Source organism: Nonomuraea solani (assembly GCF_900108335.1).
GTDB classification, from domain to species: Bacteria; Actinomycetota; Actinomycetes; order Streptosporangiales; family Streptosporangiaceae; genus Nonomuraea; species Nonomuraea solani.
In genome coordinates, this window is sequence record NZ_FNVT01000004.1 from 318305 (window position 1) to 343251 (window position 24947).

Genomic DNA, 24947 nt, shown 5'->3' on the forward strand with positions numbered 1-24947 from the left:
TGGCGCGATGGCTGACAACGCCGAGACCGACTGGGTCTCAAGGTTCGCGGACGAGGTGATCTCCGAGGCGGAGAGACGCGCCCCGGGCAAAGCGATCGTCTGCGCGTCCGGGCTGAGCCCGTCGGGCCCGATTCACCTGGGCAACCTGCGTGAGGTCATGACCCCTCATCTGGTCGCCGACGAGATCAGGCGGCGCGGCCTGGAGTGCGTCCACCTGCTCTCCTGGGACGACTACGACCGCTTCCGTCGCGTGCCGGCGGGCATCGACCCGTCGTGGGCCGAGCACATCGGCAAGCCGCTGACCTCCGTGCCCGCCCCGCCCGGCAGCCCTTACTCCAACTGGGCCGAGCACTTCAAGGCGCCCATGGTCGCGGCGATGGCCGAGCTCGGCATCGAGGTCCGGGGCATCAGCCAGACGCAGCAGTACACGGCGGGGGCCTACCGGGAGCAGATCCTGGTGGCGGTGCGCGAGCGGGCCAGGATCGACGCCGTGCTGTCGCGCTACCGGTCCAAGCAGGTCGAGGACTACTTCCCGTACAAGCCTTATTGCGACCTGTGCGAGCGCGACCTGACGACGGTCACCGCCTATGACGACGAGACCACCGAGCTGGCCTACACCTGCGAGTGCGGGTTCGGCGAGACCGTCCGGCTGGCCGAGCACGACCGCGGCAAGCTGGTGTGGAAGGTCGACTGGCCGATGCGCTGGGCCCACGAGGGCGTGATCTTCGAGCCGTCCGGCGTCGACCACCACTCGCCCGGCTCGGCGTGGATCGTCGGCGGCCAGATCGTCGGCGACGTCTTCGGCGGCGCGCAGCCGATCGGCCCCATGTACGCGTTCGTCGGCATCACCGGCATGGCCAAGATGAGCAGCTCCAAGGGCGACGTGCCGACCGCGGCCGACGCGCTGGAGATCATGGAGGCGCCGGTCCTGCGCTGGCTGTACGCCCGCCGCAAGCCGGCCCAGTCCTTCAAGATCGCCTTCGACCAGGAGATCCAGCGCCTCTACGACGAATGGGACGCCCTGGGCCGCAAGGTCGCGGGCGAGCAGGCGCAGCCCGCCGAGCTGGCCGCCTACCGGCGGGCGGTGGGCACGGCGACCGGCTGGCTGCCCGGCACCCCGCACGCCGTCCCCTACCGGACCCTGGCCTCCGTCGTGGACATCACGACCGGGCACGCCGACCAGACCCTGCGCATCCTGCGCGACCTCGACGGGGTCGAGGACCTCGGCGAGGTCCGCCCGCGCCTGGACCGGGCGCAGCGCTGGGTCGACGACCACCTGCCCGCCGACCAGCGCACGCGCGTGCGCGAGTCGCCCGACCAGGAGCTGCTCGACTCGCTCGGGCGCGAGGAGCTGGAGTCGCTGCGGCTGCTGGCCGACGGGCTGGACGACTGGTCGCTGGAGGGCCTGACCACGCTGGTCTACGGCGTGCCCAAGCTCCAGGCCGGGCTGGCCGCCGACGCCAAGGCGACGCCGGAGCTGAAGGCGGCGCAGCGGGCCTTCTTCGCCCTGCTCTACAAGCTGCTCGTCGGCCGCGACACCGGCCCGAGGCTGCCCACGCTGCTGATGGCCGTCGGCGCCGACCGGGTCCGCAAACTGGTCGGCGCGTGAACGGAATCGTTTTGATCACCGGCGTCTCGGCCGCCGGCAAGTCCACCGTCGCGCAGGCGCTCGCCGAGCGCCTGCCGCGCGCGGCGCACGTCCGGGGCGACACGTTCCGGCGCATGGTGGTCAGCGGCCGGGCGGAGATGACGCCGGAGATGAGCGACGAGGCGGTCCGCCAGCTTCATCTGCGCTACCGAATCGCCGCGAATGCGGCGGACTCGTATTTCGAAGCGGGCTTCACGGCAATTGTCCAGGACGTCATTCTCGGCCAGGACTTGGAACGGTTTACGAAGTTGATCCGTAACCGTCCCTTGCACGTGATCGTTCTCGCACCCGACCCGGCCGAAGTCGATCATCGTGAACGATCTCGCGACAAGATCGGCTATGGCGGCGGATGGACGATCGCCCAGCTAGACGGCTCGCTGCGGGAAGAAACTCCGCGCATTGGGCTATGGCTGGACACCTCCCGGCAAACAGTCGATGAGACCGTTAAAGAGATCATTTCGCGGGCCGCCGAAGCCAGAATTCACGAAGGTCCTGAATAAGCCCGATCTATGCAAGGCACTGTCAAGTGGGCTGCATGCATGCCGGTGCACCTTAACGCCATGAACAAGCAGCCTTTCGCCGCCAGCGTCAGCGTCATCGTCCCCGCGATGAACGAGGCCGAGAACCTTCCTCACGTCTTCGCCACGCTGCCCGAATGGGTCGACGAGGTGATCCTGGTCGATGGGAACTCCATCGACGACACCGTCGCCGTCGCGCGCAGGCTGCGCCCTGACCTCCGGGTCGTCGTGCAGAGCCGGCGCGGCAAGGGCAACGCCCTCATCGAGGGCTTCCAGGCCGCCCGGGGCGACATCATCGTCATGATCGACGCCGACGGGTCCACCGACGGCAGGGAGATCCGCTCGTTCGTCGCGACGCTCGTCAACGGCGCCGACTTCGCCAAGGGCTCCAGGTACGCCCCTGGTGGCGGCTCGGACGACCTCAGTCCGATCCGCTCGCTCGGCAACAAGGTCCTCACCGGGCTCACCAACCTTCTCTACGGCACCCGCTACACCGACCTCTGCTACGGCTACAACGCCTTCTGGGCCCGCCACCTCGACATCCTCGACCTCGACTGCGACGGCTTCGAGATCGAGACCCTGATGAACGTCCGCGCCGCCCAGGCCGGCCTCATCATCCGCGAGGTCCCCAGCCACGAGCGCTCCCGCATCCACGGCGTGAGCAACCTGCACGCGGTGCGCGACGGCTGGCGCGTGCTCAAGACGATCATGCGGGAGCGCACCCGCGGCACCGCCGTGGCGGCACAGGCCCAGGTGGCGCTCGCGAAGTAAGGAGTGGGATTATCCGACAATGCGCTACATAGTGGTCGGAGCAGGAGCAGTCGGAGGAACCATCGGAGCCCGCCTCCACCAGGGCGGGCACGATGTCCTCCTCATCGCGAGAGGCGCCCATTACGAGGCGCTCAAGCGAGACGGCCTCCGCCTGATCACCCCGGAATCCTCAGAAACCCTGCGAATCCCCGCCGCCGACGGCCCCGTGCCCACGCGCGATGACGACGTGCTCATCCTGGCGACCAAGTCCCAGGACACGATCGCCGCGCTCGCACCCTGGCCGTCCCATCTGCCCGTGGTCTGCGCCCAGAACGGCGTCGCCAACGAGCGCATGGTCCTGCGGCGGTTCGAGCACGTCTACGGCATGTGCGTCTGGCTGCCCGCCCAGCACCTGGAGCCCGGCGTCGTCGCGGCCCACGGTTACCCCTACTCGGGCATGCTGCACGTCGGCCGCTATCCCCAGGGTGTGGACGACCTCTCCGCGCAGATCGTCACCGACCTCGGCAAACGCGGTCTCGTGGGCCGCGCGGCCGCCGACGTCATGCGCTGGAAGTACGGCAAGCTGCTCGGCAACCTGGCCAACGCCGTGGAGGCGCTGGCCGGCCGCACAAGCGACAACGGCGCCGTGGCCGAGCGGGCCAGGGCCGAGGCCAGGACCGTGCTGGAGCGCGCCGGGATCGCCTACTCCACCCCCTCCGAGGAAGCCGAGATACGCGGCCACCAGGTGGACGTCCGCCCCATCGAGGGCGTCGAGCGCGGCGGCGGCTCGTCGTGGCAGAGCCTGGCCAGGAGCAGCGGCTCGATCGAGGCCGACTACCTCAACGGCGAGATCGTCCTGCTCGGCCGCCTGCACGGTGTGCCCACGCCGGTCAACGAGGTGCTGCGGCGCGAAGCCGACCGGTTCGCCCGCGAGAAGCAGCCGCCCGGCTCGATGCCGCTGGAGACGCTGGTGGCGCTCATCGACGAGCGTTGCGCAGCCTGATCCCACTGAACTCCAGACTGCTGGCCGTCACCTCGTTCCAGAACGGCCACAGGTTGCTCAGCACCCTGAGCTGGATGCCCGCCTCCTCGTGCAGCTCGAACAGGTCGCCCACCGGCTCGGGCGGGCCCAGCGGGAACACCGGGGCCTTGGAGACGACGGCGTGCGGCGGGTTCCCGATGGGCGCGAAGTCGGCGGCGGGCAGGCGGTAGGCGTACAGCCGGACGTCCATCAGCGCCTGCAGCCAGGCGTACTCGATGGCGTGCACCCGCCGGCCGCAGCCCGAGCCGATGATCCGGGCCGCGTCCTCCTCGGAGGTGTCCGGCCCGACCCACGCCATCGCGCGCGGGCAGGCACGGGGAAACCAGTAGTCGGGGCACCGGTCGTGGCCGACCGCCCACACGTACGGTTCGCTGAGTCTGCTGGTCACCGCCACGTGCGGCACGAACCGCTCGATGCTCGGGTCCTCGGAGAAGTGCAGGACCTGCCCTGGCTCGGGTCTCATGCCGCAATCATCGCGCATACCCCGCGGATCTCTGGGAAGTGGAAACGCGCTCTCGGATGGATCCGCAGCGAAGCGAGGACCTCCATCAGAGCACGCCGAGCGAAAGCTCGGCCAAATAGACGTGACAAGGGGTGAGTTGGATGATTCTGCTTGGACTCCTCATGGTCCTGCTGGCCGGCGGCGCGGTCGCACTGGTGCTCACTGAGGAGAGCGCCAGGTACATCCTGTTCGGGTACACCTTCGAGCTCAATCATGTCGAGATGTTCCTCGCGGGCGCGGCCACGGCCGCGGTCCTCCTGCTCGGCCTCTGGCTGCTGGGCTCGGGCTCGCGCAGGACGGCAAGGGAACGCCGCCGGATGCGCGCCGCCAAGGCCGAGACCTCCGACCGGGTGGCCCGGCTGGAGAACGAGAAGCGCGACCTCGAACGGAAGCTGGAGCGTGAGCACGCGACCGACGGCGACCAGCTCGTCGCCCGCGGCACCCACGAGCGTCACTGATCGATCAGGTCGTCGGCGCATCCTGGCGCGAGGGCAGCAGCTTGCCCTCGCGCCAGAGCGCGAATCCGGTGATCACCGCCCCCAGCCCTTCCCAGAGCCCGACGCCGAAGAACTCGCCGGGCGCCGCCCCGGTCAGCACCAGCGTGGAGAAGACGACGAACGTCACGAGCCGGAACGGCACGGTCCAGCGGAAGAACGGCGTGTAGTCGGCCGACGCGGCGAACATGTAATAGACGCCCATGTTCACGGCGGCCATCGACGAGGCCGCCATATAGACCAGCGTGTAGTCCCCGGCGGGCCGTACATCGAGGACCTCGAAACCCAGCATGGCCAGCAGGGTCGCCGGGGAGATGAGCCCGAGCAGACCGAGCGCGAAGGCCAGGATGCCGAAGACCGCGATGGTCCAGCCGGAGAAAGAACGCGGAAGACGCACAGAAATCCTTCCAATGGGGGGTGTACTCTGCGAGGCGATCTCATCATGCACCCGGAGGTCGCATGCCCCCCACGCGTGGCCGCCCCATCGCGCTGAAACTGCTCATCCTCCTGCTGGTCCCCCTGCTGTCCCTCGTGGGCCTGTGGGCGTTCGCCGCGGGCCTGACCGGTGGCGACGGCGTGCGCCTGCTCGCCATCAACGACCTGGCCACCAACTTCGCCACCCCGTCCGAGCGGGTCAACATCGCGCTCCAGAACGAGCGGCTGGCCTCGGTGGAGTTCCTGGTCACCGGCCAGGACGCCGCCGCGATGGCGAAGCTGCGGGGCACGACCGACCGGACCGTGGCGGAGTTCCGCAAGCTGGCGAAGGACCAGCGCGACCTTTCGCCCGAGATGACCGCCCAGCTCACCGTGCTGTACGGCAAGCTCGACGGCCTCACCGACGTCCGCCGCGAGGTCGACGGCCGCTCGGTCGCGCCACTCGACGTCATCGACGGCTACAGCCAGATCGTCGACGCCTCCTTCCGCATGTACGACGCCATGGTCCTGGTCCCCGACATGTCCCTCTACCGCCAGGCCAAGTCGGTGACCATGCTGGGCGAGGCCAAGGACGTGCTGTCCAGAGAGCGGGCACTGATCGCGATCGTGCTGGCCAAGGGCAGGGTGGACCCCCGTGAGCGGGAGGCGTTCACGGGCATGGTGGCCACCAGGCGGCTGCTGTACACGCAGGCGCTGTCCCACCTGGACGGGAGCCTGCGCGGGCCGTACGCGCGCCTGGCGGCCTCGCCGGTCTACCGGGAGTTCCTGGAGGCGGAAGACGCCATCAAGGGTCAGGCGGCCACCACCGGCCTGCCCGCCACCGCCGCCACCTGGCCCATCGACGGCGAGAACCTGTGGGCGGCCGTCGAGCGCAACCAGGCCGCGGCCGTGACGGGCATCACGCAGCGGGTGATGCCGACGGCCATCGGCATGCTCATCAAGATCGGCGTGGCGGGCGGCGTCGGCCTGATCGCCGTCATCGCCTCGATCCTGCTCTCGCTGCGCTTCCGCAGGCGCCTCGTGCGCGAGCTCGACGGGCTGCGCGACGCCGCCACCGAGCTGGCCGAGGTGCGGCTGGCCGGGCTGATCAAGCGGCTGCGCAAGAGCGCGGTCCCGCCCACGGCCACCGAAGTGGCGCCGATCGAGGTCAAGGCACACACGTCCGAGGTGAGCGACATCGTGCGGGCGTTCAACGACGTGCAGTCCACCGCCGTCGCGGCCGCCGTCAGCCAGGCCAGGCTGCGCCACGGCGTCAGCCAGGTCTTCGTGAACCTGGCCCGGCGCAACCAGTCGCTGCTGCACCGGCAACTGCTCCAGCTCGACAGCATGGAGCGGGCCACCGAGGAACCCGAGGTCCTGGCCGACCTGTTCAAGCTCGACCACCTCACCACCCGCATGCGGCGGCACGCCGAGAGCCTCATCATCCTGTCCGACCAGGCTCCGGGGCGCGGCTGGCGCAACCCGGTGCCGATGCTCGACGTGCTGCGCGCGGCGGTCGCGGAGGTGGAGGAGTACGAGCGAGTCGAGGTGCTCCAGCCGCCACAGGTCGCGCTGACCGGCTCGGCGGTCACCGACGTGGCCCACCTGATGGCCGAGCTGATCGAGAACGCCACCCTCTTCTCGCCGCCCCAGACCAAGGTCGACGTGCGCAGCGCCCTCACCCAGCACGGCCTCATGGTCGAGGTGGAGGACCGCGGGCTGGGCCTGCCCCGCGTCGAGCTCGACGAGCTCAACGAGCGCCTGGTGACGGCGCCCGAGTTCGACCTGGCGCAGAGCGACCGGCTCGGCCTGTTCGTGGTCTCCCGGCTGGCGGCCAGGCACGACATCAAGGTGACCCTGACGGCCTCGCCGTATGGCGGGCTGACCGCGATGGTCGCCCTGCCCTCAGCCCTGCTGGCCGACCAGCCCGTGGCCGCCGGGCGGTAGATACCGCAGCGCACCCGTGTCACGGGCGGCCGCGCAGGCCAGCAGCCGCTCGTGCACGAAGTCCGCCAGCAGTTCCTTGGCCTCCTCCACGGTGAAGAAGCCGTAGTCGTCGAGCTCCGACGCCTGCAGCGTGATCGGCGTGTCCGACGGCACCTCGCCGCAGTCGAACACGAAGTTGACCAGCGGATAGGGGATGTTCGGCAGCCCGTCCAGCCAGCTCACGGTCAGCAGCGGGCCGACCTCGACCGTGAGCCCGACCTCCTCCATGACCTCCCTGGCGCACGCCTGCGCGGGGTGCTCACCGGCGTCGATGATGCCGCCGGGCATCGACCAGTGGTCGCGGTAGTTCGGATCGACCAGGAGCACCCGGCCCCGCTCGTCGGTGATGTACGCGGCCGCCCCCGTGACCACCCGGTTGACCGTGCTCCAGAAGTCATCGCTCACACAGGCACTATGGCAGAACCTGCAGCAGCGCCTGCTTCTTCGCCTTGACCGGTTCGGCGATCCGCTGCAGCTCCCGGCCGGCGCCGTCGAGCACCACCAGCGTGTTGTGCCGGGCACCGCTCACCCGTACGACGAGACGCCCGTCGACCAGGTAGAGCGCCCCGAGCAGCCTGCCCTTGACCGCGATCGGCACCTTCTTGCCCGTCACCATGTCCAGGACGACCGGCTTGTAGAAGGTCGGCCAGCTCCCGTCACCGAGGGTGCCGGCGTCGCGCGGGAACTCCACGACGGCGGTGCGGCCGTTCGGCGACAGGCTCTGCAGGTGGGTGACGAACTTGACGCCCTTGGCCTTGACCGCCTTGCCGGTCGTGACGTCGAGCCGGTAGAGGGCGTCGGCCTCGCCGGTGTAGCCCGCGACATAGCGGTTGTTCGCCGACCAGGCCAGGTGGCAGACGCCCGGCGAGCGGCCCAGCCGGCGCGGGGCGCCGGTGGCGTCGGCCTTGACGGCCATGATCGCGCCCTGGTGCGTGTAGGCCACCTGCGCCGAGTCGGCGGACCAGACGGGGGTGAGGCACGGGGTGCCGCCCTGCAGGCCGCTGACCATGGTGATGGTCTTGCCGCCCTGCCGGATCCGCAGCCTGCCGTCCTGCGTCACCCAGGCCGCCTTCCTGCCGTCGGGCGAGGCGGCGAACTGCGGCATGTCGCCGGGCTTGGCGAGCGTGCTCCACGCGCCGTCGTCGTACCGGCTGAGCTGGTTGCCGGTGCCGGCGTAGACGGCGGCACCGGACAGCTCAGGCGCGGCGGGCGACTCCAGCGCCGCGGACGCGGCGGTGGGCGCCGTCAGCACAGCGCAGAGCGCGACACTTGCCGCGATGTGGGTCTTCATGAGAGAACATGCTGCCCGACCAGGTCACAGACGTACGAAAGGCTCGCTGAAGTGGGCGGTGGCCAAAATCGCCCGCTCGGCCTTGAGCGCGGCCAGCACCTCGGCCCGGGTGCGCGCGGCCGTCTCCTGGTCGTCGTCGTAGAGGTAGCGCACGCTCGGATCGGCCAGTTGCACGGGGTGCAGGACCAGGTCGCCGGTGATCGCCACGTCGCCGACCCTGGCGATCTGGTGGCCGGGCGTGTGCCCGGGCGCGAAACGGACGTGCACGCCGGGCGCCACCTCGGCGTCGCCCTCGACGGCGTGGAGCTGTGACTTGAGGCAGGAGACGATCTCCCGCATCGGGCCCTCGGCGGCATCTGCCTCGGCCTGCTGCAGCACGTAGCGGGCGTTCTCGAACACCGGCCTGCCGTCCGCGACCGCGCCCGAGGCGTGGTCACTGTGCAGGTGGGTGAGGATGACGGTGCCGATCTCCGCGGGAGTGACGCCCGCGGCGGCCAGCTCACCGGCCAATGTGCCGGGAACCGGCGCCCAGCTCGCGGCCGGGGAGTCCGCGCCGCCGATGCCGGTGTCGACGAGCGTCAGCCGGCCGGCGGCGTCACGGAGCAGATAGCAGTGGAAGTGCAGGACCCACGGCTCCTCCTGGAGCACGGAACCGGCGAACATCTCCGCCAGCGGGCGGCGGATCGCCGCTCCCATGGGGCCCACGGCGTCGCAGAGGGGCGTCACCTCGACGCCGGACACGATTATCGATGGATGCGGCACCCGACCAGGTTAGGCGGCGACGGGCTGCGCCGGAACATACTCGTTCTCCAGATCGGCGGCGTAGACGGCGCGGCAGCAGTGCGCGCACCGGTACATGATCGGGCCCTCGTCGAGCTCGTGGTGACACCGTGGGCAGTTGACGGTCTTCATGGTGCTCCCCCAAGGAGTGTTGGTCGGTTGTTCCTATGGAACCCTCATCGAGTTGCAGGGACCCTGCATGACACTTGACACGATGACGCCGTGCCGCTAAGGGTTCTGTGCTGTTCGATACACCGGGGTGCGGTAATTTTCCTCGCAGCACGGTGCTGAGAAGAACATTGTCACGCGCCATGTCCCGCGTTCGCGGGCGAAGACACGAGAACCGCCCGGGAATAGCCCAAGAGGGCTAGGCGTTACATGGGTCGGATCGTGTGGTACTTTGCCACCAAGCGTTGAGCGTCAAGCTCCGCGGATCTTCACGGCCCAGCCCCCTTCTTCGAGGGCCCGGCCTCCTTTCATCACCCGCGCGGCCTCCTGGTCCGGCGCATTTCCCCAAGGGGCTTCACCATGTCTTCACCCACCATTCCAGAGCAGCGTGCCTCGACTCCGGTCCGGCAGGTCAGTGGCTTTGTGGATGTACGCGACAAGTCCGCGTTCATCCGGATGGTCCACCTGCCCAGCCCGGACGACGTAAAACTGCCGCCCGACAGAGTGCGGCAGTACGACCTGCGTCCCGGCGACCACGTGATCGCGTCCGTCGCCGGGAACAGGCTGGTCGGCGTCGAGTCGGTCAACGGCTCCGCCCACTGGCGCGGCCGTCCCGCGTTCGCCGACCTGACCCCCATCCATCCGACCGAGCGCCTCACCATCGAGACCGAGTCGCTCAGCACCCGCGTCATCGACCTGTTCGCGCCCATCGGCAAGGGCCAGCGCGGCCTCATCGTGGCGCCGCCCAAAGCCGGCAAGACCATGGTCCTGCAGGCGCTGGCCGCCGGGATCGCCCGTAACCACCCCGAGGTGCACCTCATGGTCGTCCTGGTGGGCGAGCGGCCCGAAGAGGTCACCGACATTCGTGCCACTGTCGACGGCGAGATCTTCTCCTCGACCTTCGACCACCCCGACCGCGACCACGCCGCGATCGCCGAGCTGGCCATCGAGCGGGCCAAGCGGCTCGTCGAGGCCGGGCGCGACGTGGTGATCCTGCTCGACTCGCTGACGCGTCTGGGGCGGGCCTACAACAACCTCGCGCCCGGCGGCGGGAAGGTGCTCACGGGCGGCATCGACGCCCGCGCCCTCTACCCGCCGAAGCGCTTCTTCGGCGCCGCCCGCAATGTGGAGGACGGCGGCTCGCTGACCATCCTCGCCACCGCGCTGGTCGACACCGGCTCGCGGATGGACAACAGCCTGTACGAGGAGTTCAAGGGCACGGGCAACATGGAGGTGCACCTGACCCGCGAACTGGCGGAGCGGCGGCTCTTCCCGGCCGTCGACCTCGACGCCTCGGGCACGCGGCGGGAGGAGATCCTGCTGCACGCCGACGAGCGGCAGATCGTCTGGCGGCTGCGGCGCATGCTCACGGGGCTGGAGAAGCAGCAGGGCCTTGAGCTCCTCGTCGACAAACTCCGCTCCACCCCCTCCAACGCCGCCTTCCTTCTTGAGGCCGCCGCCTGAGCGTTCGCCCTTGAGGCCGCCGCCCGAGCGGTCGCCTGGGCCCGGCCGCCTGAGCGGTCGCCTGAGCCCGCGAGAATGGGCCTCATGCTGGCCGACATCGTCGAATTCCTGATCTGCCCCGTGTGCCGAGCCGATCTGCGGCTGGACGAGGGCGCGCTCCGATGCGCCGACGGGCACGCGTTCGACGTCGCCAAGCAGGGATACGTCAGCCTGCTCACCGGTTCCAGGCCGCCCGGCACCGCCGACAGTGCCGCCATGGTGGCCGCCAGGGCCGAGTTCCTGGACAAAGGGCACTACGCCCCGCTGGCCGACGCGCTGGCCGAGACGGTGGCGGAGAACGTTCCAGGAAAACATGAGTCCGCTACTGAAACGAATGACGGCGCGGAGTTGAGGGCGTACCGTGGGGCGGGAGTGGAGGCCGGTTACGGCGCGAGACCCACAGGTCCCGCGCGGGAGCCGGAAAACGTCGAGGATCGTCACGCGGCGGGCAGGGCCGCACCGGTGATCGTCGACGCCGGCGCGGGCACCGGGCACTACCTGGCGGCCGCGCTCAACGCGGTCAACGATGGCATCGGGATGGCGTTCGATGTGTCGAAGCACGCTGTACGCCGGGCGGCGCGGGTGCATCCCAGGGCAGGGGCGTTCGTGGCCGACGTGTGGCGCCCGCTTCCGATCAGGAGCGGGGTGGCCGATGTGGTGATCGACGTCTTCGCGCCCAGAAACGGGCCCGAGTTCGGCAGGATCCTGCGACCCGGCGGGGTCGCGGTGGTCGTCACCCCGGCGCCCGACCATCTGAGCCCGCTCGTCGAGGAGCTGGGCCTGCTCTCCGTCGACGCGGAGAAGGAGCGCAGGGTGGCCCGCAGCCTCGACGGATTCGTGGAGTCGGATCGGCGCTCGATCGAGTTCGAGATGGAGCTGGGGCATGCTGACATCGCCCAGGTGGTCGGGATGGGCCCGAGTGCGTGGCATAGCGATGCGAACACGCTTGATGCGCGAATCGCGGCATTTGTCATGCAGAATGTCGCGAATAGACAACAAAAAGTAGGAGCGCGTGCGGCCTTTCACCTGTCTATCTTCGAGCCCTCACCCTGATCAAGGCGTGTTCCTTGACGGACATGTGTGACAGGTGTTACTGATGGGGCATTTAGTCCGAAATTCCCCCACATTCTCCGAGAATTTCCCCGGCACAGGCGCAATACTGGACGGCATCCCGCGCCGGGAGGCGTGGGACATCACAGGGAGGGGGCGCGCCGGATGAAGGCGGAGGAACGCTGGCAGGCCAGGTTCCGGGCGTCGCGCATGACGCTGCCGTCCTGGGCGCGCCAGGCCCCGAACCGCTCCATCTACCGCTCCAACGCCACCGGAACGTGGGAGGTCTACGCCTGGGACCGCGTGACCGGCGCCACCCGCCAGGTCACCGAGCGGCCCAAGGGCACCGCGTACGCCGCGATCGACCCCACCGGCCAGTGGATCTACTGGTTCGCCGACGCCGACGGCGACGAATACGGCGAGTGGTGGCGCCAGCCGTTCGTCGGCGGCCCCGACGAACCGATCGCCCCAGACCTGCCGCCGGGCCAGCCCGGCGGCATCGCCATGTCCACGACCGGCGACGTGGCGATCAGCATGGCGAGCGAGGGCGCGTTCCGCATCCACCTCGTACGCCCCGGCCAGCCTGCCAGACTCCTGTACGAGCACGGCGACGCCGCCTGGGTGGCCGACATGTCGCTCGACGGCTCCCTCATCGCCATCAACCACGGCGAATACGGCGACTTCCGCCACCCCGCCCTCCGCGTCGTCCGCCAGAACGGCGACACGGTGGGCGAGCTCTACGACGGCACCGGCAAGGGCGTGACCGGCCTGCGCTTCGCCCCGGTCATCGGCGACCGCCGCCTGCTCGCCCTGCACGAGCGCCGCCAGCGCCACGAGCCCCTGGTCTGGGACCCGGCGACCGGCGAGCAGCGCGAGATCTGGCTGCGCGACTCGGGCGACCTGACGGCCGAGTGGTACGACGACGGCCGCGGCCTGCTCATCCTGCGCGACAACCGGGCCCGCAGCTACCTGCACCGCTACGACCTCGGCGGCGGTGGCCTGACCCTCATCGAGACGCCGCACGGCGTGATCGACGCGGCGGCTCCCCGGCCGGGCGGCCACGTCGAATACTCGTGGTCGAGCGCCTCGCGCCCGCCGATCATCCGCTCCAGCACCGGCCAGGTCGTCGTGGTCAACGCCGGCGGCCCGTCAGCCCCGCCGAGCGTCCCCGTCGAGGACGTGGACGTCGAGGGCGAGGGCGGCCGCATCCACGCGCTGGTCTCCAAGCCGGAGGTGGGCAACGCGCCCTTCCCGGCGGTCTTCCTGCTGCACGGCGGCCCGACCTCGCACGACCGCGACGCGTTCTCGCCGGAGGCCGCGGCCTGGGTGGACGCGGGGTTCGCCGTGGTCCGGGTCAACTACCGGGGCTCGACCGGCTACGGCTCGGCCTGGCGCGACGCGCTGCGCGGCGACGTCGGGCACATCGAGCTGGCCGACGTGGCGGCCGTCCGCCAGTGGGTGGCCGACCAGGGCATCGCCGACCCGAACCGGATGATCCTGGCGGGCTCGGCGTGGGGCGGCTACCTCACGCTGCTCGGCCTCGGCACCCAGCCCGACCTGTGGGCGGCCGGCATCGCGGCGGTGCCGATCGCCTGCCACCAGACCTCGTACGAGGACGAGGCGGAGAGCCTGCGCGCCTACCACCGCGCGCTGCTCGGCGGCTCACCCGACGAGCGGCCCGAGCAATATGCGGCCAGCTCCCCCATCACCTACGTCGACCAGGTGAAGAGCCCGCTGCTGATCCTCGCGGGCGAGAACGACACCCGCTGCCCGCTGCGCCAGATCGAGAAATACGTGGCCCAGCTCGCCGAGCACGGCCGCGAGCACGAGGTCTACACCTACGACGCCATCCGCGGCTCCCTCGTGGTCTCCGAGCGCATCGCCCAGATCGCGCTCCAACTGGAGTTCGCCCGCAAGCATGTCACCACACACTGACAGAGTGTAAGAATTCTCCTGACAGACGACCTTGATCGTCAGCCAGGAGACCTGTCACCATCGCGCCCAGCCGCACCCCGTCGGCCCGTGGAACGGAAGGCGCCCCCTTGAGCACCTACGCCTTGAGGACCCGCGCCGCTGGACTAGCGGGCGCGCAGGACCACGATCGCCAGGTCGTCGGCGCTCGGCTCGGAGGCGAACTCCGCCGCGCCCCTGCGAATGCGCTCGGCCACGGCCCTGGCCGACAGCCCCGCACACTCGGCCAGCAGCTTGGCCAGGCCGCCGTCGTCGTCGAGCAGCCGCCCGCCGGAGCGCCGCTCGGTCACCCCGTCGGTCACGGCCAGGAGCACGTCGCCGTGGTCGAGATGGATGGTGTCGGCCTCGAACAGCACCTCGTGGAAGACCCCCAGCAGCGACTGCGGGGTGGTCACCGCCTCCACCTTGCCGCTGGGCTTGAGCCGCAGCGCCTCGGGATGGCCGGCGGACACCAGGCGCACCTCCAGGCCGCTCTCCACGGGCGTGATGTCGCCGTGCAGCAGCGTCAGAAACCTGGCCCGCTCGCCCTCCTCCAGGATCGCCTGGTTGAGCCGGCCGAGCACGGCCGCCACGCCGTAGCCCTCGCGGGCGAGCAGCCGCAGCGTGTGGCGCGCCAGGCCGGTCACGGCGGCGGCCTCGGGCCCGGTGCCGCAGACGTCGCCGATCGCGAACCGCCACGAGTCGTCGCCCGCCTTGAACAGGTCGTAGAAGTCGCCGCCGACCTCGTTGACCTCGCCCGCGGGCTCGTAGATCACGCCGTAGTCGAGGCCGGGCACCTCGGGCTCGTTGGGCGGCAGCAGGCTGCGCTGGAGCGCCCGGTTGGCGGCGGCCTGCTGGGCGTAGAGCCGGGCGTTGTCCATGGCCAGCGCGGCGCGCCTGCTGATGTCCTCGGCGAACTGGATGACATCGTCGGGGAAGCGGTCGGAGCGGCCCAGGCACATCATGCCGAGGCTGCGGCCGCGCGCGGTGAGCGGCACGGCCAGCACCTGCGACTCGGCCAGGTGGACCGTGGAGGTGACCCGGGTGTCGGCGGCGGCGACGTCCATGTCGTCGAGCTGCACGCGCAGGCCGTCGATCCGGGCCTCGTCGGCGTGCCAGAGATAGACCAGCCGCAGCGGGCCGGAGTTGTCGGAAGTGTAGACGGCACACCAGCTCGCCAGCCGCGGCACCACGACCTGGGCGATGATCGCGGGTACCATGTCCGGGTCTAGCGTGCCCGCGAGCAGGTCGCTCGCGTCGGCGAGAAATCCCAGCCAGTGGGGGCCCCTGGCGCTCTCCTCCAGCCATTCGGCGGCAACTCTGTCGACGGAGCCAGGTAGCGTGAGCCTTGCCCAATGGACACGGGAATCGCCCGCAAAGGTGACTCCCCACTCTTCGACGTTCACGGAAGGAGCCTTTGGATCACTCTGGGAAAGGTTGCGCTGGCGCAGTTCCACCTGCACGGCGTCCCCGAAATGCTTCCAAATCACCTCAAAAGGCTCGTCAGCGACCTGTTCCGCGAGGTCTCCCGCAGCCTGCTCGGCGGTGTGGAGCACGCCGCCGGTGGCCCACGCGGTCATCACCTCACGCGTGAACCTCATCGCAGCCGTCACAGCGGTCTCGCCTGGCGCGAACGTCGCCGCGAGCACCGCATGGGGAGAAGCAGTCATCCCAACGTGCCTACCACACTTCCCGCTGACTTGGGGTAAATCCAAGGACAGGACTACGAGCTACTCATCGTGACAGACTTGAATCACTCGCCGGAGCCGGCAGCGAGTGAAGGAGGCCCAATGACCACGGCCAAGGCCGCGCCAAGCCCAGAGGAGAGGACTTACACCGAATCGGATCTCGTGCCCATCCTGGAGACTCTCTTCTCTTGGCGTGACGGCGACTTCCGGCGTCGGGTCCCTCATGCGCCTCCTGGAATCCTCAGTGAGGTGCGGCTGCTGCTGAACGAAGTGGCCGATCGTCGCGAACATCTGGCCAACGAGCTGGTACGCGTACGTAAAGAAGTAGTCAAGGAAGGGCGGTTCGGTGAGCGCCTGACCCCGGGGCCCGGTGTGGGCGCCTGGGCGGAGAGCGTCGAGTCGGTCAACATGCTGATCGACGCCCTGGTTAGCCCGGTGAGCGGCGCCGCCGACGTGATCGACGCGGTCGCGAAGGGCGACCTGTCCCGGCGCATCGACCTCGACAGGTCGGCCCGCGGCGAGGTGCGCCGGCTCGGCAAGGCCATCAACGGCATGGTCGACCAGCTCGCGCTGTTCAACTCCGAGGTCACGAGGGTGGCCCGCGAGGCGGGCACCGAGGGCCGGCTGGGCGGCAGCGCCAACCTGCGGGGCATGTCGGGAAGCTGGCGCGACCTCACCGAGGCCGTCAACACGATGTCCTCCCGCGTGGCGGCGCAGGTGCGCGACATCGCCGTGGTGACCACCGCGGTGGCCAAGGGCGACCTGAGCCGCAAGGTGACGGTCGACGCCGTGGGCGAGATGTTCGAGCTGAAGAACACCGTCAACACGATGGTCGACCAGCTCTCGGGCTTCGCCGAAGAGGTCACCCGAGTGGCCCGCGAGGTGGGCACCGAGGGCCAGCTCGGCGGCCAGGCACAGGTGACCGGCGTGTCCGGCGTCTGGAAGGACCTCACCGACAACGTCAACTTCATGGCCAACAACCTGACGTCGCAGGTGCGCAGCATCGCGACCGTGGCGACGGCCGTGGCCCAGGGCAACCTGTCCAAGAAGATCACCGTCGACGCGCAGGGCGAGATCCTGCAGCTCAAAGACACCCTCAACACGATGGTGGACCAGCTGTCCTCCTTCGCCGACGAGGTCACCCGAGTCGCCCGTGAGGTGGGCACCGAGGGCAAGCTCGGCGGGCGCGCCGAGGTCAAGGGCGTGTCGGGCGTCTGGAAGGACCTCACCGACAACGTCAACTCCATGGCCAACAACCTGACCTACCAGGTCCGCAACATCGCCGAGGTCACCACCGCCGTGGCCAACGGCGACCTCACCCGCAAGATCGACGTCAACGCCCAGGGCGAGATCCTCGCCCTCAAGTCGACCATGAACACGATGGTCGACCAGCTCTCGTCGTTCGCCTCCGAAGTCACCCGAGTCGCCCGCGAGGTGGGCACCGAAGGCCAGCTCGGCGGCCAGGCGCAGGTGCGCGGCGTGTCCGGGGTCTGGAAGGACCTGACCGACAACGTCAACTCGATGGCCAACAACCTCACCTCGCAGGTACGCCAGATCGCGGCGGTGTCGTCCGCGGTGGCGCAGGGCAACCTGTCCAAGAAGATCACCGTCGACGCACAGGGCGAGATCCTGCAGCTCAAGGACACCCTCAACACGATGGTGGACCAGTTGTCCTCCTTCGCCGACGAGGTGACCCGAGTGGCCCGTGAGGTGGGCACCGAAGGTCAGCTCGGCGGGCAGGCGCGGGTGAAGGGCGTGTCGGGCGTCTGGAAGGACCTCACCGACAACGTCAACTCCATGGCCAACAACCTGACCTACCAGGTCCGCAACATCGCCGAGGTCACCACCGCGGTCGCCAACGGCGACCTCACCCGCAAGATCGACGTCAACGCCCAGGGCGAGATCCTGGCTCTGAAGACCACCGTCAACCGCATGGTCGACCAGCTCTCGTCGTTCGCCTCCGAGGTCACCCGAGTCGCCCGCGAGGTGGGCACCGAGGGCCAGCTCGGCGGCCAGGCGCGGGTGGAGGGCGTCGAGGGCACCTGGAAGCGGCTCACCGAGAGCGTCAACGAGCTGGCGGGCAGCCTCACCACGCAGATCCGCGCCATCGCCACCGTGACCAGCGCCGTCGCGCGCGGCGACCTGACCCGCTCGATCGCCATCGAGGCGCAGGGCGAGCTGGCGGAGCTGAAGGACAACATCAACTCGATGGTGGGCAGCCTCCGTGAGACCACGCAGGCCAACCAGGAGCAAGACTGGCTCAAGTCCAACCTGGCCCGCATCTCCCGGCTCATGCAGGGCCACCGCGACCTGCTCGAAGTGGCCAAGCTGACGATGAGCGAGCTGACTCCGCTGGTGTCGGCCCGCTACGGCGCCTTCTACAGCATCGAGCCCGAGCACGAGCGCAACCTGATCCTCATCGGCGGCTACGGCGTACGCCCCGACCGGGGGCCGCGCCAGCGCTTCGAGTTCGGCCAGGGCATCGTCGGGCAGGCCGCGAGCGAGGGCCGGCACATCGTGCTGGACGACGTGCCGCCGCAGTTCATCACCATCGACAGCGGGCTCAGCCGCTCCACGCCGGCACAGATCGTGGTGCTGCCGATCCTGTTCGAGAACCGCGTGCTCGGCGTGCTGGAGCTGGCCTCCTTCACGCCGTTCGGGGAGGTGCACCTCGACTTCCTGACGCAGCTCGTCGAGACCATCGGCGTCACGATGAACACGATCATCGCCAACTCGCGTACCGAAGACCTGCTGACCGAGTCGCAGCGGCTCACCCGTGAGCTGCAGGAGCGCTCCGACGAGCTGCAGCGCCAGCAGGAGGAGCTGCGCAGGTCCAACGCCGAACTGGAGGACAAGGCGGCGCTGCTGGCCAAGCAGAACCGCGCGATCGAGATCCAGAACTTCCAGATCGAGCAGGCCCGACGCACGCTGGAGGAGCGCGCGGAGCAACTCGCGGTGTCCTCGCGCTACAAGTCCGAGTTCCTCGCGAACATGTCGCACGAGCTCCGCACCCCGCTCAACAGCCTGCTGGTGCTGGCCAAGCTGCTCACCGAGAACGCCGAGGGCAACCTGACCTCGCAGCAGGTCGAGTTCGCCAAGACGATCCACAGCGCGGGCTCGGCGCTGCTCCAGCTCATCAACGACATGCTCGACCTGTCCAAGGTCGAGGCGGGCCGGATGGACATCCATCCGATCCAGGTGTCGCTGCCGAAGATGGTCGATCTGCTGGAGGCCGCGTTCGCGCCGCTGGCGCAGGACAAGGGCCTGTCGCTGACCGTCGACATCGAGGCCGACGTGCCCCACGAGCTGCGCGCCGACGAGCAGCGCCTGCAGCAGGTGCTGCGCAACCTGCTGTCCAACGCGGTCAAGTTCACCCCGAGGGGCGAGGTCAAGCTGCGCATCTCGCAGGCGCCGGTCGGGGTCGACTACGACGACGACACCCTGCACGACGCCGACGACCTGCTGGCCTTCCAGGTGATCGACACCGGCATCGGCATCGCGCCCGACAAGCGGCACGTCATCTTCGAGGCGTTCAGGCAGGCCGACGGCACCACGAGCCGCAAATACGGCGGCACGGGCCTGGGCCTGGCGATCTGCCGCGACATCGCCCGGCTGTTGGGCGGCGAGATCCACGTGGACAGCGAGCTGGGCAAGGGCAGCACGTTCACGCTCTACCTGCCCGCCTCCTACGTCGGCCCGCTGGCCGCGACGGACGGTGGGGCGGCCAACCGCCGCCAGCTCATGTCGCCGCCGTCGGAGGAGCCGGCCGGCGCTCCCGAGCCGCCGCTGCCGCTCGACCTGCCGATGCCCGAACTCGTCGAGGCGCCGGTCGAGACGCCCAGCCAGTGGCAGGGCGACGATCCGCTCAACGGCGCCAAGATCCTCATCGTCGACGACGACATCCGTAACGTGTTCGCGCTGACCAGCGTGCTGGAGCGACATGGTTCCACGGTCGTCTACGCTGAAAACGGCCGGGAGGGGATCGAGCAGCTCGAACGGAACGAGGACGTCGCGCTCGTGCTGATGGACATCATGATGCCGGAGATGGACGGCTGGGCCACGACCTCGGCCATCCGCCGCATGCCCCAGTTCGCTGACCTGCCGATCATCGCGCTGACCGCCAAGGTCATGCGGGGCGACCGGGAGAAGAGCATCGCGTCGGGCGCTTCCGACTACGTCCCCAAGCCGGTCGACGTCGATCGACTGCTCGAACGCCTGCGCGGCTGGCTCAGCCGCGGGCGCGGTGCCGCGTCCGACTCATCAGACTCATCAGCCGAAGGGTCGTGATCGATGCCGGATCGTGCCAAGATCCTCCTCGTCGATGATCGCGAGGAGAACCTGATCGCGCTCGAAGCCATCCTCAGCTCACTCGACCTGGTGCCCATCCGGGCCAGGTCGGGCGAGGAGGCGCTCAAAGCGCTGCTCAACACGGAGTTCGCACTGATCCTGCTGGATGTGCGGATGCCCGGGATGGATGGGTTCGAGACGGCCGCGCACATCAAGCGGCGGGAGCGGACCAGGAACATCCCGATCATCTTCCTGACCGTGGTGGACAGCGCACCCGACTACGCCTTCCGCGGCTACGCGGCGGGCGCGGTGGACTATCTGACCAAGCCGTTCGACCCGTGGGTGCTGCGGGCCAAGGTGTCGGTGTTCACCGAGCTGTACAACATGAACAAGCGCCTGGCCGAGCAGGCGTCACTGCTCCGCGACCGTGTGAGCGGCGAGCTGCCGCCGGGGGCCGGTGATCAGGCGTCGGTGCTGCCCGAGCTGTCGCGGCGGCTGACGGCTGTGGAGGACGAGCTGGCCAGGGTGAGGGAGCAGGCCCGCAAGTCGCAGGATCCGGCGCTGGCCGGGCCGCTGTCCGACCTGACGGATCGGGTGACGCACCTGCGCGCCGGCTTCGACGCCCTCTCCTGACCCGCCACCCTTTCGCCCCCGGGACCCGCTGCTGCGCCCGGGGGCGTGATTGTGCCTGGGGGGCAGTGGTCGGGGGTGTGATCGTGCGCGGCATCGTCGGCCGGGAGTGTGATCGCGGGCACCGGCGGTCGGCGACGTGATCGCGCGGCCTCGGTGGCCGGAGACGTGATCGCTTCGGCCTCAGTGACCGGGAGCGTGATCGCTTCGGCCTCGATGGTCGGGAGCGTGATCGCTTCGGCCTCGGTGACCGAGCGGGGGGATAGGCGAGCCCGATCGGGCCGGCCCGTGGAGCGGCCGCTGGAGGGGCCTGGGGAGGGCTGTGGTGGCGGTGGAGGGGCCGGTGGTGCGGATGGGTCGTCAGTGACGGGCGCGTTCCAACGCGTCCCAGAAGCCGCGTCTGAGGGCGTGCCGTACTTCGTCGTGCAGTAGGAAGTCGATCGGTAGCGACGATCCCTGCAGCAGCCTGGCCTCCAGGTCGGAGGGCATGCGGGGCTTGCGGGCCAGCACTGCCTCCAGCCACAGCGCCGGCGCGTCGCGCGCCACCGACTCGCCGAAGTCGTGGCCCTCCCGATGGGCGGCCTTGACGGCGTCGGACAGCGTGGTGGCGCCCGCCGTGGCGGCCGAGGAGGTGACAGGGGCGGGCTGCGGACCGGTGTAGGGCCCGAGCGCCGACGGCTGGTAGGTGCCGCTGGACGGGCTGGCGAACTGACCGGTGCTGGGCGAGGCGGACTGCGCCTGGATGGGGCCCGTGACCGGGGCCGCGGGCGGCGGCTGGGCGGGCGGCTGCTCCTGCTGGTAGCTCGCGTACGTCGGCAGCGCCGGCGGCGTGGCCTGCCCGCGCCCGGACGACGGCCCGTTCTGCGAGGGCCCGTTGGCGGAGGGCTGACTCGGCGAGACGGCCGCGTGGCTGCCCGTCGTCGTGTGGCTGCCATGACCGGAATGGCCCGCGGAGTGGCTGCCGGTGGACGACGGCGCGGGCGGCAGCGAGCTCTGTGGCAGGGCGGGTGGCGCGGGCGGCAGCGCGTGGCCCGCGTGCCCGTTGCCGAGCGGCTGGTGGTGCCCGTTTGACGACTCGGACATGCCCGTCACGACACTGACGTACGGCCGCAGATGGACCGCCCCCAGCTCCACCAGGTCGTCGCACTCCTGCCGCAGCGACCGGGAGACGGCCCAGCCGCCGTCGGCCGCGATGTGGATGACGCTGACCCTGATGCCGAGGTCCTGCGCGTCGCACACGACCTGCGCCAGGTCCTCGTCGCCGCTGACCACGACCGCGTCGCAGATGGCGTTGTTGCGGGCGAGTGTCATCAGGTCACGATGAACCTGGGCATCGACGCCTTCGCGCCGGCCCGGCCGGATGCGTGACAGTCTGAGCTTGAGGCCCGGTATGTCGGCCAATGCGTCGTGCTCCGGTGTGCGCCGGCCTTCGACCGTCGCCTCGTACCAGTAGCACCGCAGCAGCGGCAGGCCGGTGCGCTCGCGCGACAGGCCGGTCATCAGCTGGAGCAGCCCTGGGTAGTCCCAGGCGACCGCTTCGCGATGGCGCGTGCCGTGTACGGCCATCGCGCCATCGGCCAGCAGATAGCCAGCGTCCACGAACAGCGCACAGCGATCCACTGACACCGCCCCTTTCCTGGAGGTCCGACCTTGCTGGCTCTGCACCGTCAGAGACCGGACTTGGCGGCCCTCTCTCAGGGTAATGAAAGCAGGTGATCGCGCGAGGGTTAATCCTGACGATTCGACCCCCGCCCACCGTCCCGCCAGACCAATTAGGCAGACCGTACCAGTTTGTCCCGTTCACGGTCACGATCGCGCACGCACGCTCAGGGCGGCCACTCCGAACAGGACCACGTCCTTGTCCGTGACGATCGTCAGCCCGGGATCCACCCCGAGCTCAGCGCTGACCGTATCGACGTCGGCACCGAACGTCATCTCCGCCACGCCGCTCGACGACCCGTCGAAGACGTTCGCGGCCTCGCGCCCGCCGCCCGCGGGGGTGAGCGCGCCGGACCCGAGCGAGACCTTGTCGCCCTTCAGATCGGCGTCTCCCTCCCAGGTCACGAGCTCGACGCGGGCGGGAGAGGCGGCCGGGCTCAGGCCCCCCAAAGGGATACGAATCCGACGCGAGTCGCCGCCGACCACCGTGGCCGTGTCGAGAACCACGGCCTGACTGTACGGTTCCGCCGGATCCGTGACGATCAGCACCAGACTCCACCCCGCATGACGTGACACCCCCTCCTCCATCGGCGCGTCCGCCGCCCACCACGTGCCGTTTCTGCGCACATCGCCCGCCAAATCGCTCACATCCGCGAACGCCTGATAGACGGGCCCGAGAGGCAGCTCCCTGGTCGTCACATGAGTGGGACGTATCGTCAGGTATTTGTTCCGTCCCGGTGGCCTGATCTTGATCGGCCCGGCCTCCTCGCCCGTGGCCGACCAGTAGAGCCCGGCCCACACGACCTCGCTGCCCTTCGGCAGTGACAGCGCCGCCGCGCTGGACGCGGCGGTGTCGGAGCGTCCGTCCTGGTCGAGCACGGACATCGGCCACAGGTCGTTGTCGCGCTGGGCGCCACCGCGCCGCCTGGCCTCCAGGCAGCCGGCCCGCTCCGCCGGGCAGCTCAGCAGCGCGTTGCCGATCGCCCTGACGACCACCTTCCCGTCGGTGGCGAACCTGGCGGGCGCTCCCGTCGTGCGTACGCCCTCCTCGGCCCGCGCACTGACCCGCAGCGAGCCCGCCGCGACACTGACTGCGGGCCCCGGGCCCTGCGGCGCCTTCTCCGCCACCAGCACCCGCAGGAACACCGCCGTGCCCTGCCCGGCCTCCAGCGGCTCCCTGGCGCACCGTGCGCCGCCGCCCGCCGGGCGGCAGGCCCAGCCGTCCACCGTGCCCACGGGGTCGAGCAGCGCGACGCCGTGGCCGCGCCGCGCGGGCGGGACGAGCGTCACGCCGGACGGCAGGCGCACCTGCGCCGACAGCTCCTCGCTGGGCCCCTCACCGTAGTTGCGCAGGCGGAGGCCGACGATGCCGGGCCGGGCCCGGACGAGGGCGCCGAGCGCGTCGATCGTGGCGCGCAGCCGCGCCTTGCCCGGCTTGTCCCTGATGACCGGCGCCGGCACCCGGGTCGGCTCCTCACTCGGCAACGGCAGCGGCACGGGCACTGGCCGCACCGACACGGGCGGCTGGGCGACGGGCGCCGGCTCAGGTGGCCTGGCCGCCGTGCGCCTGTCGGCGACCAGCGTCAGCGTGACCGCCACGGCCACCGCGACCACGGTGACGCCGGCCAGCGCCGCCTGCTGCTGCTTGGGCGCCCGGCGCACCCATCCGAACAGCCGCAGCAGCCCGCCCGCCCCACCGCCCATCGCCGCGGTCTTGGCCAGCGCCGCCGCGTAGCCGCCGAACAGCGGCCCGGCGATCAGCGGCCCGACCATGACGCGCAGCCCGCGGTTGACGTCGGTCAGCTCCAGCAGGACCCCGTGGCACTCCTCGCAGCCGCTCACGTGCTCGTCGATCACCTTGGAGTCGCGCCTGGCCAGCCCGCCCCTGACATAGGCGCCCATCTTGCCCAGCACGGGACGGCAGTCGTGCGGCGGCGGCGAGCCCAGATGCATCTGCAGGTACGCCTGCCGCAGCCCCTCTCTGGCCCGGTACGCCAGCGCGGCCACGCCGTTGGCCGACAGCCCCAGCAGCGGCGCCACCTCCGCCGGCTTGGCCCGCTCGACCTCGGTGTGCCACAGCACAGCCCTCCACCGCTCGGGCAGCGAGAGATAGGCCCTGGCGATCAGCGACTTCTCCAGCCCGACCAGCGCGGGATCGACGAACGGCACCCCCGGGTCGTAGAGCTCGATCTCTCCCGTGGTCACCTGACGGCTCTCGATCCGCGAACGGTCGTAGACCGTGCGCCGCACCGCCGTCAGCAGGTAGGTGCGGAACCCCGACTCGGGCCCGCCGCCCCTGCCCACCATTTCGAGGATCTTCGTGAACGACTCGGCGACCACGTCCTCGACCTCGGCCCGCCTGGCGAGCTGCCTGGCCAGCGCGCGGGCAGCACCGACGTGGCGCTCGTAGAGCTCGCCGTAAGCAGCGGCATTGCCCTCTCTGACCGCCTGCAGTAGATCTGCATCGCTTTGTGGCGATTCGACACCCATAGTGACCTCACGATTACGCGGGGTTGCCCCGCGCAATCATTCCGCATTCCCCGTCATGACCAAACCCGTCCTGCGTCTTTACTCCGTGGGAGGAACC

Annotated in this window: 21 protein-coding genes; 12 read left to right on the forward strand and 9 right to left on the reverse strand. The window is 70.0% G+C overall.

Translation table 11 applies throughout. The annotated features are described in order from the left end of the window. Nucleotides 1-7 precede the first annotated feature (7 nt). From lysS to C4V41_RS17045, 4 genes are read left to right on the forward strand one after another with little or no spacing between them, the layout of a single operon-like run. Entirely contained in the window at nt 8-1609 is a 1602-nt protein-coding gene (gene lysS / locus C4V41_RS17030) for a lysine--tRNA ligase (RefSeq protein ID WP_103956858.1), read from the forward strand. Next, nucleotides 1606-2148 carry an AAA family ATPase gene (locus C4V41_RS17035; RefSeq protein WP_103956859.1) on the forward strand — a complete coding sequence of 181 codons (543 nt, stop codon included), beginning with the start codon at nt 1606-1608 and terminating at the stop codon, nt 2146-2148. The genes lysS and C4V41_RS17035 overlap by 4 nt, the downstream gene beginning before the upstream one ends. A 60-nt stretch (nt 2149-2208) precedes the next feature. Beyond that, nucleotides 2209-2937, forward strand: a complete 729-nt coding sequence (locus C4V41_RS17040; RefSeq protein WP_103956860.1) for a glycosyltransferase family 2 protein — start codon at nt 2209-2211, stop codon at nt 2935-2937. Nucleotides 2938-2956: 19 nt separating this feature from the next. Further along, the gene (locus C4V41_RS17045) at nt 2957-3919 is read left to right on the forward strand and encodes a ketopantoate reductase family protein (protein WP_103956861.1); all 963 of its coding nucleotides are present in this window, start codon (nt 2957-2959) and stop codon (nt 3917-3919) included. Here the strand turns inward: C4V41_RS17045 and C4V41_RS17050 are convergent. Then, nucleotides 3894-4421: a DUF6886 family protein gene (locus C4V41_RS17050; RefSeq protein ID WP_103956862.1), complete on the reverse strand. Its 528-nt coding sequence runs from the start codon at nt 4419-4421 to the stop codon at nt 3894-3896. The genes C4V41_RS17045 and C4V41_RS17050 overlap by 26 nt on opposite strands. A gap of 140 nt (nt 4422-4561) precedes the next feature. On the opposite strand from C4V41_RS17050, the gene C4V41_RS17055 reads away from it, so the two are divergent. Beyond that, complete coding sequence (locus C4V41_RS17055; RefSeq protein ID WP_146103684.1) at nt 4562-4918, forward strand: hypothetical protein; 357 nt, start codon at nt 4562-4564, stop codon at nt 4916-4918. A gap of 4 nt (nt 4919-4922) precedes the next feature. Here the strand turns inward: C4V41_RS17055 and C4V41_RS17060 are convergent, their stop codons facing one another. Further along, a complete protein-coding gene (locus C4V41_RS17060; protein WP_235030173.1) occupies nt 4923-5351 on the reverse strand; it encodes a hypothetical protein in 429 nt (142 codons plus the stop codon). 62 nt (nt 5352-5413) lie between these two features. On the opposite strand from C4V41_RS17060, the gene C4V41_RS17065 reads away from it, so the two are divergent. Beyond that, entirely contained in the window at nt 5414-7315 is a 1902-nt protein-coding gene (locus C4V41_RS17065; RefSeq protein ID WP_103956864.1) for a sensor histidine kinase, read from the forward strand. Here the strand turns inward: C4V41_RS17065 and C4V41_RS17070 are convergent. Genes C4V41_RS17070 through C4V41_RS62990 form a run of 4 tightly spaced genes read right to left on the reverse strand, consistent with a single transcriptional unit; the run spans nt 7274 to nt 9557 of the window. After that, nucleotides 7274-7759, reverse strand: a complete 486-nt coding sequence (locus C4V41_RS17070) for an NUDIX domain-containing protein (protein WP_160150309.1) — start codon at nt 7757-7759, stop codon at nt 7274-7276. The genes C4V41_RS17065 and C4V41_RS17070 overlap by 42 nt on opposite strands. A 7-nt stretch (nt 7760-7766) precedes the next feature. After that, nucleotides 7767-8645 carry a TolB family protein gene (locus C4V41_RS17075; RefSeq protein ID WP_146103685.1) on the reverse strand — a complete coding sequence of 293 codons (879 nt, stop codon included), beginning with the start codon at nt 8643-8645 and terminating at the stop codon, nt 7767-7769. Between the two features lie 24 nt (nt 8646-8669). Next, nucleotides 8670-9407 (reverse strand): MBL fold metallo-hydrolase, encoded by a 738-nt coding sequence (locus C4V41_RS17080; protein WP_235030174.1) that lies wholly within the window; start codon nt 9405-9407, stop codon nt 8670-8672. Nucleotides 9408-9416: 9 nt separating this feature from the next. Beyond that, on the reverse strand, nt 9417-9557 hold the full coding sequence (locus C4V41_RS62990; RefSeq protein ID WP_170246695.1) for a hypothetical protein: 141 nt from the start codon (nt 9555-9557) through the stop codon (nt 9417-9419). A 396-nt stretch (nt 9558-9953) separates the two neighbouring features. Between C4V41_RS62990 and rho the strand changes: the two genes are divergently transcribed. The 3 genes from rho to C4V41_RS17095 all read left to right on the forward strand — a co-directional run bounded on the left by rho (nt 9954) and on the right by C4V41_RS17095 (nt 14081). Continuing rightward, nucleotides 9954-11057, forward strand: a complete 1104-nt coding sequence (gene rho, locus C4V41_RS17085) for a transcription termination factor Rho (protein ID WP_103956867.1) — start codon at nt 9954-9956, stop codon at nt 11055-11057. An 84-nt stretch (nt 11058-11141) separates the two neighbouring features. Further along, nucleotides 11142-12149, forward strand: coding sequence for a putative RNA methyltransferase (locus tag C4V41_RS17090; RefSeq protein ID WP_200824039.1), 1008 nt, complete (start codon nt 11142-11144; stop codon nt 12147-12149). A gap of 162 nt (nt 12150-12311) precedes the next feature. Then, a complete protein-coding gene (locus C4V41_RS17095; RefSeq protein WP_103956868.1) occupies nt 12312-14081 on the forward strand; it encodes a S9 family peptidase in 1770 nt (589 codons plus the stop codon). Between the two features lie 143 nt (nt 14082-14224). Here the strand turns inward: C4V41_RS17095 and C4V41_RS17100 are convergent, their stop codons facing one another. Beyond that, the gene (locus C4V41_RS17100) at nt 14225-15316 is read right to left on the reverse strand and encodes a PP2C family protein-serine/threonine phosphatase (protein ID WP_235030175.1); all 1092 of its coding nucleotides are present in this window, start codon (nt 15314-15316) and stop codon (nt 14225-14227) included. A gap of 135 nt (nt 15317-15451) precedes the next feature. Between C4V41_RS17100 and C4V41_RS62995 the strand changes: the two genes are divergently transcribed. From C4V41_RS62995 to C4V41_RS17110, 3 genes are all read left to right on the forward strand, one after another. Further along, nucleotides 15452-15805, forward strand: coding sequence for a hypothetical protein (locus C4V41_RS62995; protein WP_200824099.1), 354 nt, complete (start codon nt 15452-15454; stop codon nt 15803-15805). A gap of 81 nt (nt 15806-15886) precedes the next feature. After that, nucleotides 15887-20071, forward strand: a complete 4185-nt coding sequence (locus tag C4V41_RS17105; RefSeq protein WP_103956869.1) for a HAMP domain-containing protein — start codon at nt 15887-15889, stop codon at nt 20069-20071. Between the two features lie 3 nt (nt 20072-20074). Continuing rightward, the gene (locus tag C4V41_RS17110) at nt 20075-20704 is read left to right on the forward strand and encodes a response regulator (RefSeq protein WP_103956870.1); all 630 of its coding nucleotides are present in this window, start codon (nt 20075-20077) and stop codon (nt 20702-20704) included. 357 nt (nt 20705-21061) lie between these two features. Here C4V41_RS17110 and C4V41_RS17115 read toward each other — a convergent pair whose 3' ends face one another. Both C4V41_RS17115 and C4V41_RS17120 read right to left on the reverse strand, forming a co-directional pair. Beyond that, the gene (locus C4V41_RS17115) at nt 21062-22321 is read right to left on the reverse strand and encodes an NYN domain-containing protein (protein ID WP_103956871.1); all 1260 of its coding nucleotides are present in this window, start codon (nt 22319-22321) and stop codon (nt 21062-21064) included. A 186-nt stretch (nt 22322-22507) separates the two neighbouring features. Then, complete coding sequence (locus C4V41_RS17120; protein ID WP_103956872.1) at nt 22508-24850, reverse strand: sigma-70 family RNA polymerase sigma factor; 2343 nt, start codon at nt 24848-24850, stop codon at nt 22508-22510. Between the last annotated feature and the right edge of the window lie 97 nt (nt 24851-24947).